Annotated in this window: 12 protein-coding genes and 3 tRNA genes; 13 read left to right on the forward strand and 2 right to left on the reverse strand. The window is 63.2% G+C overall.

What is annotated here, in order from left to right; all coding sequences use genetic code 11:
- The first annotated feature begins 254 nt into the window (after window positions 1-254).
- From msbA to BN1132_RS16285, 13 genes are all read left to right on the forward strand, one after another.
- Complete coding sequence (gene msbA / locus BN1132_RS16225) at window positions 255-2,036, forward strand: lipid A ABC transporter ATP-binding protein/permease MsbA (RefSeq protein WP_042078835.1); 1,782 nt, start codon at window positions 255-257, stop codon at window positions 2,034-2,036.
- The gene (gene lpxK, locus BN1132_RS16230) at window positions 2,036-3,037 is read left to right on the forward strand and encodes a tetraacyldisaccharide 4'-kinase (RefSeq protein WP_042078836.1); all 1,002 of its coding nucleotides are present in this window, start codon (window positions 2,036-2,038) and stop codon (window positions 3,035-3,037) included. Before msbA ends, lpxK begins: the two co-directional genes overlap by 1 nt.
- A 119-nt stretch (window positions 3,038-3,156) precedes the next feature.
- Window positions 3,157-3,351, forward strand: coding sequence for a Trm112 family protein (locus BN1132_RS16235; protein ID WP_042078837.1), 195 nt, complete (start codon window positions 3,157-3,159; stop codon window positions 3,349-3,351).
- A complete protein-coding gene (gene kdsB / locus BN1132_RS16240) occupies window positions 3,348-4,109 on the forward strand; it encodes a 3-deoxy-manno-octulosonate cytidylyltransferase (RefSeq protein WP_042078838.1) in 762 nt (253 codons plus the stop codon). Before BN1132_RS16235 ends, kdsB begins: the two co-directional genes overlap by 4 nt.
- A 210-nt stretch (window positions 4,110-4,319) precedes the next feature.
- Window positions 4,320-4,964 (forward strand): UvrY/SirA/GacA family response regulator transcription factor, encoded by a 645-nt coding sequence (gene uvrY, locus BN1132_RS16245; protein ID WP_010675231.1) that lies wholly within the window; start codon window positions 4,320-4,322, stop codon window positions 4,962-4,964.
- Window positions 4,965-5,091: 127 nt separating this feature from the next.
- A complete protein-coding gene (gene uvrC, locus BN1132_RS16250) occupies window positions 5,092-6,945 on the forward strand; it encodes an excinuclease ABC subunit UvrC (RefSeq protein ID WP_042078843.1) in 1,854 nt (617 codons plus the stop codon).
- A 358-nt stretch (window positions 6,946-7,303) separates the two neighbouring features.
- The gene (pgsA, locus tag BN1132_RS16255; RefSeq protein WP_042078839.1) at window positions 7,304-7,858 is read left to right on the forward strand and encodes a CDP-diacylglycerol--glycerol-3-phosphate 3-phosphatidyltransferase; all 555 of its coding nucleotides are present in this window, start codon (window positions 7,304-7,306) and stop codon (window positions 7,856-7,858) included.
- 180 nt (window positions 7,859-8,038) lie between these two features.
- A tRNA-Gly gene (locus tag BN1132_RS16260) sits at window positions 8,039-8,114 on the forward strand.
- A 34-nt stretch (window positions 8,115-8,148) separates the two neighbouring features.
- A tRNA-Cys gene (locus BN1132_RS16265) sits at window positions 8,149-8,222 on the forward strand.
- Between the two features lie 41 nt (window positions 8,223-8,263).
- Window positions 8,264-8,350, forward strand: a tRNA-Leu gene (locus BN1132_RS16270).
- Window positions 8,351-8,691: 341 nt separating this feature from the next.
- Window positions 8,692-10,185 (forward strand): Ppx/GppA phosphatase family protein, encoded by a 1,494-nt coding sequence (locus BN1132_RS16275; RefSeq protein WP_042078840.1) that lies wholly within the window; start codon window positions 8,692-8,694, stop codon window positions 10,183-10,185.
- 79 nt (window positions 10,186-10,264) lie between these two features.
- The gene (locus BN1132_RS16280; RefSeq protein ID WP_052447040.1) at window positions 10,265-11,155 is read left to right on the forward strand and encodes a CYTH domain-containing protein; all 891 of its coding nucleotides are present in this window, start codon (window positions 10,265-10,267) and stop codon (window positions 11,153-11,155) included.
- 113 nt (window positions 11,156-11,268) lie between these two features.
- On the forward strand, window positions 11,269-11,679 hold the full coding sequence (locus tag BN1132_RS16285) for a DMT family transporter (RefSeq protein ID WP_339361508.1): 411 nt from the start codon (window positions 11,269-11,271) through the stop codon (window positions 11,677-11,679).
- Window positions 11,680-11,844: 165 nt separating this feature from the next.
- Here BN1132_RS16285 and acuI read toward each other — a convergent pair whose 3' ends face one another.
- Window positions 11,845-12,828 carry an acrylyl-CoA reductase (NADPH) gene (acuI, locus tag BN1132_RS16290; RefSeq protein WP_042078841.1) on the reverse strand — a complete coding sequence of 328 codons (984 nt, stop codon included), beginning with the start codon at window positions 12,826-12,828 and terminating at the stop codon, window positions 11,845-11,847.
- A gap of 52 nt (window positions 12,829-12,880) precedes the next feature.
- The coding region (acuR, locus tag BN1132_RS16295; RefSeq protein WP_042078842.1) for an acrylate utilization transcriptional regulator AcuR at window positions 12,881-13,490 on the reverse strand (610 nt) is incomplete at its 5' end.

Genomic DNA, 13,490 nt, shown 5'->3' on the forward strand with positions numbered 1-13,490 from the left:
GGGCGCCATCCTGATCGAGCCGGGGGACGCGGGGCTCAGGATCCGGGCCGAGCGGGAGCAGGGGCCCTGGTACAGGCGCGGCGGAGCCTGGTGGCGACCCCAGGTATGGCGGGAGGAGTGAGCGGCCGGCAAGTCGCCCCTTGCCAGGAGCCCCCCCTTTGTGACCCGGGTTCGGCCCATCGCGCCGGCGGCGCTTGGTGAAGCTTCAAGGTTTGGCTAGAATAGCCCGTCATTTCCCTTATTAACGGCTATTCATGCAACAAGAAACCTCACAAGAGAGCTGGACCGTCTTCAAGCGCCTGCTCGGTTATGTCCGGGATCGCAAGCTGGGACTGGTTGGCGGCATCATCGGCATGCTGGGTTATGCGGCCGTGGATACCACCTTCGTCTACTCCATCAAGCCGCTCATCGATCAGGGGCTCAACGGCAACGACAGCAGCGTGCTGAAGTGGATGCCCTTCTTCGTGCTCGGCATCGTGGCCCTGCGTGGCTGCGCCGCCTTCCTCTCCAACTACTGCATGGCCTGGGTCGGCAACCACGTGGTGATGCGTCTGCAGCAGCAGGTGTTCAGCCACCTGATGGCGATGCCCATGAGCTTCTTCGATCGTCAGAACACCGGCAACCTACTCTCCAAGGTGACCTATGACGCCGGCCAGGTGTCGTCTGCCGCCAGCTCCACCCTGGTCTCCCTGGTGCGGGAAGGGGCCACCGTCATCGGCCTGCTCGGCCTGATGTTCTGGCACTCCTGGCAGTTGTCGGTGATCTTCCTGGTGGTGGGTCCCCTGGTCGGGATCCTCATCAGCATCATCAGCCGACGTTTTCGCAAGATCAGCCGCCACATCCAGCAGGCGGTGGGTGACATCACTACCTCCACCGAGCAGATGCTCAAGGGGCACAAGGAGGTGCTGATGTTCGGTGGCCAGGAGGTGGAGGACAAGCGCTTCTACCAGGTGAGCAACCGGATGCGCCAGCAGACCATGAAGATGGTCGCCGCCGACGCCATCGGCAGCCCCATCGTCCAGATGGTGGCCTCCGTGGCCCTCGCGGTCTTCCTCTATGTGGCCACCATCGACAGCGTCAAGGCGACCCTGACCGCGGGCACCTTCACCGTCATGGTCACCTCCATGATGATGCTGCTCAAGCCGCTCAAAAGCCTGACCGACGTGAACAACCAGTTCCAGCGCGGCATCACCGCCTGCCAGAGCCTGTTCGGCCTGCTGGACTCCACCCCGGAGCAGGATACCGGCACCCGCACCCTGGAGCGTGCCCGCGGCGAAATTGAATTCCGCAATGTCACCTTCACCTACCCGACCAAGGACACCCCGGCGCTGCACAACATCAGCTTCAAGGTTGAGGCGGGCAAGTCCGTGGCCCTGGTGGGCCGTTCCGGCTCCGGCAAGAGCACCATCGCGAGCCTATTGACCCGCTTCTATGACATCGAAGAGGGGGAGATCCTGCTGGATGGCGTCAACATCCGCGAATACCGCTTGAGCGAGCTGCGCAAGCAGTACGCCCTGGTCTCCCAGCACGTGCACCTGTTCAACGACTCCGTGGCCAACAACATCGCCTACGCGGCGGAAGAGAAGTACAGCCGCGACGAGATCCAGCAGGCGGCCCGCATCGCCCATGCGGACGACTTCGTGCGCAAGATGCCGGACGGCTATGACACCGTCATCGGCGAGAACGGCGCCTCCCTCTCCGGCGGCCAGCGCCAGCGCATCGCCATCGCCCGCGCCCTGCTGCGGGACTCCCCGGTGCTGCTGCTGGACGAGGCCACCTCGGCCCTGGACACCGAGTCCGAGCGCCACATCCAGGCGGCCATCGACGAGCTGTGCAAGGCGCGCACTTCGCTGGTGATAGCGCACCGCCTCTCCACCATCGAGAAGGCGGACGAGATCCTGGTGATCGACGAGGGCCACATCGTCGAGCGTGGCAACCACCAGGCACTGATGGCCCGGCAGGGCACCTATGCCCAACTGCGCGCCATCCAGTTCGGCCATGCGGCGGCCGGCGCTGCCGTGGATAACCAGGCCTGATGCTGGCGCGGCTCTGGTACGGAAACAGCGGCTGGCGCTGGTGGCTGGCCCCCTTCGCCCTGCTGTTTGCCCTGGTCAGCGGCATCCGCCGTCTGGGGTATCGCCGGGGCTGGCTCGCGAGCTATCGCGCCAGCCTGCCGGTCATCGTGGTGGGCAACCTGTCGGTGGGGGGCAACGGCAAGACCCCGGTGGTGGTCTGGCTGGTGGAGCAACTGCAGGCCCGCGGCTGGCGCCCCGGCGTGGTGAGCCGGGGTTATGGCGGCAAGGCCCCCCATTATCCCTATCGGCTCGATGAGACCAGCACCCCGACCGAAGCGGGGGATGAGCCCGTGCTCATCGCCAGACGCTGCGGCTGCCCCGTGGCGGTGGCCCCCAAACGGGCCGACGCGGTGCGCCTGCTGGAGCATAGCGGCGAGGTGGACATCATAGTCACCGACGACGGCCTGCAGCACTATGCCCTGGCCCGCGACATCGAACTGGTGGTGGTGGACGGGATGCGCCGCTTCGGCAATGGCTGCCTGCTGCCCATGGGGCCTCTGCGCGAGCCGATCACCCGCTTGAAGCGGGTGGATGCCATCCTCTGCAACGGCGGCGAGCCCGCGCCGGGCGAGTACGCCATGGGCCTGATCCCGGGCACCCCTCGCCGGGTGTGCGACGACGCGCCGCTCGAGGCACCCCTCTCGGGGCCTGTGGACGCCCTGGCGGGCATCGGCCATCCCCCCCGCTTCTTCGCCACTCTGACGTCTCTCGGCTACGAGCTGGAGCAGAGCGTCGGCTACGGGGATCACCAGGCGTTCGACGCCGCCGAACTGCTCGCCCGCTTCGGCCAGCGCCCCTTGCTGATGACGGAGAAGGATGCGGTCAAGTGCCGCCCCTTCGCGCCGGCGCACTGGTGGTACCTGCCGGTCAGCGCCGAGCTGCCCGATGCCCTGGGGGAGGCGCTGCTGCGTACCCTGCAGGGGGCGGGTGTGTCGGCCCCGGCCGGCAACCGGAAAACATAGAGAGGGCGCACGGCCTGACCCCGCGCCCACGCAACGGAACGGGCCCGGCAGCGGGCCCGGCACAGCATATCAATGGCCAGGCATCATCGCCTGTCCGACATCGTTAAAGGAGTTTGGTTGTGGCACTGGATATTAAACTGCTCGACATCATCGCCTGCCCGGTCTGCAAGGGTAAGCTGCACTATCAGGCTCACGCGGGTTCCCAGGAGCTCATCTGCCGCTTCGACAGGCTGGCCTATCCGCTGGAAGAGGGGATCCCGGTGCTGCTGGAGAACCGGGCCCGCCACCTGCCGCTGGAAGAGCTGAAGCCATGAGTTTCGTCGTCGTCATTCCGGCCCGTTATGCCTCCACCCGGCTGCCGGGCAAGCCGCTGGCCGACATCCACGGCAAGCCCATGGTGCAGCACGTGGTGGAGAAGGCCCTGCAATCGGGCGCCGATCGGGTGATAGTCGCCACCGATGACGAGCGGGTGCAGGAGGCCCTGGCCCCCTTTGCCGCCGCTGCCGGGGTCGAGGTGTGCATGACCTCACCGGATCACCAGTCCGGCACCGAGCGTCTGGCCGAGGTGTGCCGTCACTACGGCTTTGCCGCCGACACTATCGTGGTCAACGTGCAGGGGGATGAGCCCCTCATTCCCCCCGCCATCATCCGCCAGGTGGCGGACAACCTGGCCGTCGCCACGGCGCCCATGGCGACCCTGTCGGTGCCGATCCACGATGCCGAAGAGGTGTTCAACCCCAATGCCGTCAAGGTGGTGACCGATAGGGAGGGGTATGCCCTCTACTTCAGCCGCGCCCCCATTCCCTGGGATCGGGATCGCTTTGCGGGGAGCCACGAGCAGATTGGCGCGCACTACCAGCGCCACATCGGCATCTACGCCTATCGCGCCGGCTTCATCCAGCGTTACGTGGACTGTGCGCCCAGCGCGCTCGAGCAGGTCGAGGCGCTGGAGCAGCTGCGGGTGCTCTGGTACGGGGAGAAGATCCACGTGGCCCAGGCGCTCGAGGCCCCGCCGGTGGGGGTGGATACCCAGGCCGACCTCGACAAGGTGCGCGCGCTGCTGGCCGGATGAGGCCGGCTGAACGGGTTTGATGCATTACGGCGCCTCAAGGCGCCGTTTTTCTGTTGATTCTTTATATAGTAATTTGATTTAAAACGGATTTTACGAGCAGTTTCAAACTTTTCCCGGCCATGGTTTGCCAAATCGGCGAGTTTGGTTATGATGCAAGACGCCGTGTTAACCCTAACTGGCATATAACGAGATAAAAAACGGGGTGTTTGGGTGATTAATGTATTCCTGGTCGATGATCATGAGTTGGTGCGTACAGGGATAAGACGCATTTTGGAAGACGTCCGCGGGATCAAGGTGGTGGGCGAGGCGCAGAGCGGGGAGACCGCGGTGGCCTTCTGTCGGCAACATCACCCCGACGTGATCCTGATGGACATGAACATGCCGGGCATCGGCGGTCTGGAAGCGACCCGCAAGATCCTGCGGATCCGCCCCGATGTGCGCATCATAGTGCTGACCATTCATTCAGAAAATCCGTTCCCCACCAAGGTGATGCAGGCGGGCGCCGCCGGTTATCTCACCAAGGGAGCCGCCCCGGACGAGATGATCCACGCCATTCGCCTGGTGCATTCCGGTCAGCGCTACATCTCCCCTGAGATCGCCCAGCAGATGGCCCTGAGCCAGTTTGCCTCCGCCGACGAGAACCCCTTCAAGTCCCTCTCCGAGCGGGAGCTGCAGATCATGATGATGATCACCAAGGGGCAGAAGGTGACCGACATCTCCGAGCAGCTCAACCTGAGCCCGAAGACGGTCAACAGCTACCGCTACCGCCTGTTCAGCAAGCTGGGCATCAACGGCGATGTGGAGCTGACCCATCTGGCCATTCGCTATGGCATGCTGGATGCCGACACCCTGTAAGGGGGCGTGTGGACACCAAAGGCGGCCTGTGCCGCCTTTTGCTTTTTCAGCCCCTTTTGCTTTTCAGTCTGCGGGCGCAGTATGCTTCCCCCGTCTTTTTGCATTCATCCGTTGAGTCGAGTTGCCCATGACCCCCTCTCCCGAGCCCCTGTTTGACAGCAAGGCGTTTCTCGGCGCCGTCACCCACCAGAGCGGCGTCTACCGCATGTACGACAGCGGCGGCACCGTCATCTACGTGGGCAAGGCCAAGGATCTGAAAAAACGGCTCGCCTCCTATTTTCGGGCCAACGTCGACAGCATCAAGACCCGCACCCTGGTGCGCCAGATCGCCGACGTGCAGGTAACGGTCACCCACACCGAGACCGAGGCGCTGATCCTCGAGCACAACCTCATCAAGCAGTACCAGCCTCGCTACAACGTGCTGCTGCGGGACGACAAGTCCTACCCCTGGATCATCATCACCGACCATCAGCACCCGCGTATCGGTGTCCATCGCGGTGCCCGCAAGGTGAAGGGGGAGTATTTCGGTCCGTATCCTTCCGGCGGCGCGGTGCGCGAGAGCCTGCACCTGATGCAGAAGATCTTCCCGGTGCGCCAGTGCGAGGACGCCGTCTATGCCAACCGCACCCGCCCCTGCCTGCTCTACCAGCTCAAGCGCTGCGCCGGCCCCTGCGTGGCGGGGCTGGTGAGCGAGGTCGAGTATGCCCAGCAGGTGGCACTGGCCAAGCTGTTCCTCGCGGGCAAGAACCAGCAGGTGATAGGGGAACTGGTGGGCAAGATGGAGTCCGCCAGCGGCGATCTGCGCTTCGAGGAGGCGGCCCGCTATCGGGATCAGATCCAGGCCCTGCGCCGGGTCACCGAGCAGCAGTCGGTGAGCGGCAACGTGCTGGACGAGCTGGACGTGGTGGGGGTCGCCTTCGAGCAGGGGACCGCCTGCATCCACGTGCTCTTCATCCGCCAGGGCAAGGTGCTGGGCTCGCGCAGCTACTTCCCCAAGGTGCCGGCCGACACGCCGCTGGAGGAGGTGGTGCAATCCTTCCTGCTGCAGTTCTACCTGTCGGGGCAGGGGGGGCGGCAGATCCCGAGCGAGGTGCTGCTGGACGTGGCGCTGGAGGATGAGAGCGTCATCGCCGACACCCTGAGCCAGACCGCCGGCTACAGGGTGCGGGTGGTGAGCCGGACGCGCAGCGAACGGGCGCGTTTCATCAAGCTCGCCGCCATCAACGCCCAGACCGCGCTGCGCTCGCGCCTCGCCCACAAGAGCACCATCACCGCCCGTTACGATCAGCTGGAGGAGCTGCTGGAGCTCGAGACCCCCATCGCCCGCATGGAGTGTTTCGACATCTCCCACACCATGGGGGAGCGCACCGTGGCCTCCTGCGTGGTGTTCAACCGGGAGGGGCCGCTCTCCTCGGAATACCGCCGCTTCAATATCGACGGCATCACAGGCGGCGATGACTACGCCGCCATGGAGCAGGCGCTGGAGCGCCGCTTTGGCAAGCAGCAGGAGCCGGACAAGGTGCCGGACGTGCTCTTCATCGACGGCGGTCTCGGCCAGTTGCGCCGCGCCGAGGAGATCCTGGCCCGCCAGCTGGAGTTTCTCGGCGGCAAGTATCCGCTCCTGGTGGGCATCGCCAAGGGAGTGACCCGCAAGGCGGGGCTGGAGACCCTGATCCTGGGGGACAGTCACGAGGAGCTGCACCTGCCGGCGGACATGCCCGCCCTGCACCTCATCCAGCACATTCGCGATGAATCCCACCGCTTCGCCATCACCGGCCACCGGGCCAGACGGGCAAAGGCGCGCACCACCAGTACCCTGGAAGACATTCCCGGGGTGGGACCGAAACGGAGGCAGGCGCTGCTCAAATACCTGGGTGGCCTGCAGGAGGTGAAAAAAGCCGGGGTGGACGAGCTGGCCAAGGTGCCCGGCATCAGCCAGGAGTTGGCCCAGTCCATCCACGACGCCCTGCACTCGCTCTAGCGGTGATCTCGCTGTAGGTTGTTTACTCGGGGCATTCCCGGAGAGTGGGAGGCGCCCAACCAAGCATCCGAGGTGCCCGAGTGAACGACCATAGAGTGCGGTTTCGCCCAGGCTTGGATAGATAGCCGCCATGCCGGCGCGGGATGAGCCTGGCGATTCACGATCCGTCCCTCGTTTTGGTGCTCAGGCCTCGCACCAGACGCACAAGAGCCGTGACGCAGGGGGGCCGCAAATGCCATAATGGCCCGCATCCTGAGGTTATTGATGGATTAATAGACCAAGGCGGGCACCTGTCCGGTTGCATCGACGATCGGCTTGGGGCTACCATGTAGCGGCATACAAGAAGTGGCTGAAAATAATGACAAATATTCCTAACCTGCTGACGTTCTTTCGGATTTTGCTCATCCCCGTCTTCGTCATCCTGTTCTACCTTCCCTACCAATGGTCCTACATGGCGGCGGCCATCGTCTTCATCCTGGCGGCCGCGACCGACTGGTTTGACGGCTATCTCGCCCGCAAGCTGAACCAGTCCACCGCCTTCGGCGCCTTCCTCGATCCGGTCGCCGACAAGATCATGGTGGCCGCGGCCCTGGTGGTCATCGTCGAGCATTACAACACCGTCTGGGTCACCATCCCCGCCATGACCATGATCGGCCGCGAGATCATCATCTCCGCCCTGCGCGAATGGATGGCCGAGCTTGGCAAGCGCTCCTCGGTGGCGGTCAGCTGGATTGGCAAGTGGAAGACCATGATCCAGATGGTGTCGCTCACCGGCCTCATCTGGCAATACGACATCTGGATGGTGTGGCTCGCCTATGTGCTGCTCTATGTGGCCACCGTGCTTACCTTCTGGTCCATGTTCCAGTACATGAAGGCGGCCTGGGGCGATCTGACCTACCACTCCCGCTTCTAGTCGCCGATGGGAAAATGATCGTTTCTTTGCCACTGGGGCCGAGAAACGGCCATGAGTGCTGAAAGTGCGGGACAAGGGTAAAAAACACCCGAACGATCAGCGTATTAAATGTTTTTGGTTGACTGGACGAGGAACATCGCTAGAATGCGTTCTCACAGTCAGGCAGTCAGCCGGACCGATGCGGGAATAGCTCAGTTGGTAGAGCACGACCTTGCCAAGGTCGGGGTCGCGAGTTCGAGTCTCGTTTCCCGCTCCAAATTCAGACAATCGAGAGTTTCTCTCTTTTGCATGGCGCGTTAGCAAAGCGGTTATGCAGCGGATTGCAAATCCGTTTAGTCCGGTTCGACTCCGGAACGTGCCTCCATATTGACAAGCCCGCCGCGCGGACTTGATACCGATTGCGGTGCCCGAGTGGTGAAATCGGTAGACACAAGGGATTTAAAATCCCTCGCCGTTCGCGGCGTGCCGGTTCGATTCCGGCCTCGGGCACCATTAAGATTAAAGAAAAATTTCTGACAGATTAAACAGATACGACGCCTCATGGCGTCGTTTTTGTTTCTGCTCCCCAGCGTTTCCCCTCTCTCACTTTTCCTTTTTTGTCCATTTCTTGTCTACACAGCTTGCAACTGGCGACACAGATCCCACCCGCTTTCCCCACATCGCTAGGGAGATGAGGTAATCCCACCTTAAGAGTGGGGGAATCACCGTTAGGCCACTACACTTGGAGTCCAGGTGCAGCCTTCCAATGGTTGACGGGAAGTGCCATCAGACTCGCCAGTGCGCAATGGGAATCGCGCGGAGCAGGATACCTGATTGGAAAGAAGGAGACGGTGATGACTGAGATCAGACCACGCTGGGAGTGGCGTTCATTTGGAAGGCGCTTCGGGGCTGCAGAGGAGCGGCTGGCTCGGCTCGCTCCTAGCGGAGTCCAGGAAAGCGACGAGATCTACCTGCTATCCGGCGCTGGCGAGAACGTGAAAGTACGAGATGCGTTGATGGATATCAAGGTGTTGCGGGAGGTTAACGCCGATGGACTGGAGCAGTGGACGCCCGTCATGAAGGCCGGTTTCCCGCTTCCTGGGGTTGAGGCCGTGAAAGTACTTGAGGCCCTCCGGCTGCCGGTGCCGACGTCGGTGCGTGAGGGCTATACGCTCGATGAATTCATTGGGCAGTTTGCCGCGCCGGGTGGGACAGTCCGAGCCGTGAGGGTGCACAAGCGACGAGTTCGCTATACGGTCGATGGCTGCATGGCAGAGCTCTCAGAGGTGGTGGCGGACGGCAAGTCGACCCGAACCCTTGCGGTCGAATCGGAGGACGCTGCCGGCGTAATGCGGGCTGTGCAGGGGCTTGGCCTGGAGGGTTACACGAACACCAGCTATCCCCGGGGTCTGGCCGCCCTGATAGACGATGTTAACGAACGCTACGCCGTGATAGACGCCGGCACCAACTCCATCAAGTTTCACGTCGGCGAGCGCAGCATCGACGGAAAATGGCGGACCGTCGTCGATCGGGCTGAGATGACCCGCTTGGGTGAAGGCCTTTCACAAGGGGGCAGAATCATCGAAGCGGCCATCGAGCGGACGATTGCAGCGATAGCAAGCATGGTTGGCGAAGCCAACCAGCATGGCGTACGGGCCATCGCCGCCGTCGGTACCGCCGGGCTGAGAATTGCATCAAATGGAGGTGACGTTGTAGATGCCATTCGAGCGCGTACCGGCATTCATATCGAAGTCATCTCGGGTGAAGAGGAAAGCCGGATGGCCTATCTGGCTGCCAAGGCCGGCCTGGGTCTGAACTGGGGTTCGCTGGTCGTCTTCGACACAGGCGGTGGCAGTTCCCAGTTCACCTTCGGGCACGATGCCGTGGTCGACACGCGTTTCAGCGTCAACGTCGGAGCGGTGAGTTACACCGAGCGTTTCGGGCTCGACCGTGCCGTCTCGCCCGAGGTGCTGCGCGAGGTCATGGCGGCCATTTCGGCCGACCTCTCGCGCCTTGACGGGCACCTGGTACCGGACGCGCTGGCCGGGATGGGCGGTGCGGTAACCAATATCACGGCCGTGATGCATCGTCTCGCGACCTATGACCCGGTAGTTGTTCAGGGCAGCATCGTCGATCGTGGGGAGCTTGACCGTCAGATCGAGCTCTACCGGTCGAGGGATGCGGATGCCCGTCGAGCCATCGTCGGCCTGCAGCCGAAGCGTGCGGAGGTGATCCTCGCCGGAGCCTGCGTGGTGCGAACGATAATGGAGAAACTGGGCAAGGACAGTTTCACCGTCAGCGATCGCGGTCTGCGTCACGGCGTGCTGGCCGAGCGTTTCGGAGACTGAATGTTGCTCTATTTGCAATGAGAAAGGTTTTGGCGATCGAGCCGAATGGTTTGCTGAATGCAGCGAAGGGGATGTCATCATGATGAGCAAGGCGACCACAACACCCACACTGAGCGCGAAGCCTGTAAGTACCACCAAGGCCGTCGCTCCCCAGCAGCAAGCACCAGTGCCCCACAAGACGGTGAAGCCAGCACTGGCCAAGCCCCTTACGAGCGAGCAGATAATCGAAATGTTCAGGCTCGTGAAGGGGTCTACCAGTGTTGAACTCAAGTTGTCGGTTCCCCTCACCAGCGCCCGTGCGACGATCAAGAGCATAGGGCTCGATCCGGTCGAGGCCCAGCCGCGACAGGCTTTCTTCTTCGATACACCCGATCTGGCCCTGTATAAGGCCGGCATCGTCGTCCGGGCGCGGCGCATCCAGGGGGGGGATGGAGACACTGTCATCAAGCTTCGTCCGGTAGATCCCTCCACCATAGATGCTGAGCTGCGCCGCGTGGCAGCGTTCAAAATCGAGGTGGATGCGATGCCGGGTGGATTCGTCTGCTCGGCTTCGTTCAAGGGGGTCTGTACCGGTCAGGAGGTGCTTGACGTGGCCTCGGGCGAGATGCCTTTGCGTAAGCTGTTCTCCAAGGAACAACGTGCCTTCTATGATGCCCATGCTCCTGCGGATATCCCGATGGACCAGTTGGTCCTCCTCGGACCCGCCTTCCTGCTCAAGGCCAAGCACACGCCGAAAACGACGGTGTTCGATCGCCCCATCGTCACCGAGGTCTGGCTCTATCCTGATGGCTCACACATCATGGAGCTGTCCGTCAAGAGCCTGCCGAAAGAGGCCTTCCAGGTCGCGGCCGATTTCAAGGCTTACCTGGCCAGCCACGGGATCGCCCTCGGCGCGGACCAGTCAGCAAAGACCCAGACAGCGCTGAAGTTTTTCAGCGCCAGACTCAAGAAGGAGGGATTAGCCGGCTGAGAAGCTGCGTGACAGGTTGACGGGCCTGTATTCAAAATCGGTCTGCCAAAGGCTGTTGGGGTCTTGATCGCGCCTGTGATGAGACTCAAGGATGCATTTTTCTGTAGACGACCCTGAACAGCCAGTTGGCACGAGGACTCGGGGGAGATTCGGTCACCGCCGCCTTGTTCTCCTTCGCGGCCGGGGCATTCAGCCTTGGGATCTTCTCGCTGCTGCGCGGCGGATTATTCACCTCCCTTGCGGCTATTCCGTCACAGCCTCTGTGGAGTCTGGCTGGCGGCCTGATCGGTGCATGCGCCCTGTTCAGCTATGTCGTGCTGGCACCGAAAATCGGTTTTTCGGCCCTGCTTGGGCTGGCCATCGTCGGACAGCTGCTGTCATCACAGGCCATCGACCATTTTGGTCTGCTGGGCACCATCCAGCGGCCGGTATCTGTGATAAGGCTGGGGGGAATGCTGGTCATGCTGACCGGGCTCGTCGTCATGCTGTTCGGTGATCGGCTAGCAGATCGTTTTCTGTACTGACGAAGTGGCATTCTGATTTTTGACCTTCACGAACGTCTGCCCCAGGGGCAGGCGTTCTGCTGATGGAATTGGCATCCCGGCTTGGTTGCCATGGCCTGAATAAGCCTGGCCACAGAGAGGATCGCCTGACCTGGTCAGGCGATCCGGCTCATATCGCGTCAGTCATCACCCCTGGACATTGACCAGGATCCGGCCGCGCACCTGGCCTGCCAGGAAGGCATCCCCCAGGGCCACGACCTGGGAGAGGGGCACTTCCCGGGTGAGGAGATGGAGGCGGGTCAGGTCGAGGTCCTCGGCCAGCCGGGCCCAGGCCTGCTGGCGCAGCGGACGCGGCGCCATCACGCTGTCTATGCCATAGAGGGTGACGCCGCGCAGGATGAAGGGCATGACGGTGGAGGGGAAGTCCATCCCCCCTGCCAGGCCGCAGGCGGCTACGGCGCCGCCGTAGCGGGTAGTGGCGCAGGCGTTGGCCAGGGTATGGCTGCCGACGGTGTCGATGACGCCGGCCCAGCGCTCCTTGCCCAGAGGTCGCCCCGGCGCGGCCAGGTCGGCGCGATCGATCACCTCGGCGGCGCCGAGGGACTTGAGATAGTCCGCCTCGTTCAGCCGTCCGGTGGCGGCCACGACCCGATAGCCCAGCTTGGCCAGGAGGGCGATCGCCACGCTGCCCACGCCGCCGTTGGCGCCGGTCACCAGAATGTCACCGTCCCCGGGGGCCACGCCGTGCTTCTCCAGCGCCATCACGCAGAGCATGGCGGTGTACCCTGCGGTGCCGATGGCCATGGCATCCCGGGGGCTCAAGCCAGAGGGCAGAGGCACCAGCCAGTCGCCCTGGACCCGTGCCCGCTCCGCCAGCCCGCCGCTGTGGGTCTCACCCACGCCCCATCCGTTCAGCACCACCTTGTCGCCGGGGCGCCAGTCGGGGTGCTGGCTCTCCAGCACTGTGCCGGCAAGGTCGATGCCGGGGATCAGGGGGAAGCGGCGCACCACGGGGGCGGCACCGGTGAGGGCCAGGCCGTCCTTGTAGTTGAGGGAAGACCACTCCACCGCCACGGTCACATCCCCGGCAGGCAGTACCTCCTCGGGGAGGCTCTGGTAGCTGGCGCGATAACCCGCCTCGTCTTTCTCGATCAGAATACCCTTGATCATCTTGCTTCCTCGCATTAATTGGACTGCGTGACTATTAATGAGCGTTAAAAAATCACTTGGCTAACTTCATGAAAAAATTGAGAAAAGAGAGCATCGGCTCGGTATTGCCCACCAGGCGTGCGCGCAGTACGGCGCCTTCCCAGCCGATCCAGAACTGATGGGCGAGGGCGGGGCAGTCGCTGTCGTGAGGCAGATCCCCCGTCGTCACCGCCTCCCTCAGGCACTGGGCGAGCAGCGCCTCCCAGTCGAGCAGGATCTGCTCGAGGCGAAGGCGCAGCTCGGGGGAGAGTTGCACCACCTCCTGGCCCAGGTTGCCCACGAGGCAGCCACGCTGGAACGCGAAGCGGGTCATGCCCAGGCAGGCGCTGTCGACGAAGGCGCCAAGGCGCGCCAGGGGGGGCAGGCTCGCATCCCCCAGATAGCGCGTCAGCTTGCGGCAGAAGTAGTGGTGATAGGCATCCATGACCGCCAGGGTGAAGTCGTGCTTGGTGGCGAAGTAGTGATAGAAGGAGCCCTTGGGGATCCGGGTCGACTGCAACACCCGCTCGATGGAGGTGGCGGCGATGCCCTGCTCGGTCAGCAGCTCCATGCCCCGGCGGATCAGCAGATCCCGGGTGTCGGCATAGGTGTGTCCGTGCTGGGCAGGGCGGCCGCGGGGGCGG

The sequence above is a fragment of the Aeromonas sanarellii genome, assembly GCF_000820085.1.
GTDB lineage: Bacteria > Pseudomonadota > Gammaproteobacteria > Enterobacterales > Aeromonadaceae > Aeromonas > Aeromonas sanarellii.

What these genes read in the sequence shown, in the direction of transcription:
- msbA (WP_042078835.1), top strand. Translation starts at nt 255, where the DNA reads ATGCAACAAGAAACCTCACAAGAGAGCTGGACCGTCTTCAAGCGCCTG.
- lpxK (WP_042078836.1), top strand. Translation starts at nt 2,036, where the DNA reads ATGCTGGCGCGGCTCTGGTACGGAAACAGCGGCTGGCGCTGGTGGCTG.
- kdsB (WP_042078838.1), top strand. Translation starts at nt 3,348, where the DNA reads ATGAGTTTCGTCGTCGTCATTCCGGCCCGTTATGCCTCCACCCGGCTG.
- uvrC (WP_042078843.1), top strand. Translation starts at nt 5,092, where the DNA reads ATGACCCCCTCTCCCGAGCCCCTGTTTGACAGCAAGGCGTTTCTCGGC.
- pgsA (WP_042078839.1), top strand. Translation starts at nt 7,304, where the DNA reads ATGACAAATATTCCTAACCTGCTGACGTTCTTTCGGATTTTGCTCATC.
- BN1132_RS16275 (WP_042078840.1), top strand. Translation starts at nt 8,692, where the DNA reads ATGACTGAGATCAGACCACGCTGGGAGTGGCGTTCATTTGGAAGGCGC.
- BN1132_RS16280 (WP_052447040.1), top strand. Translation starts at nt 10,265, where the DNA reads ATGATGAGCAAGGCGACCACAACACCCACACTGAGCGCGAAGCCTGTA.
- acuI (WP_042078841.1), bottom strand. Translation starts at nt 12,828, where the DNA reads ATGATCAAGGGTATTCTGATCGAGAAAGACGAGGCGGGTTATCGCGCC.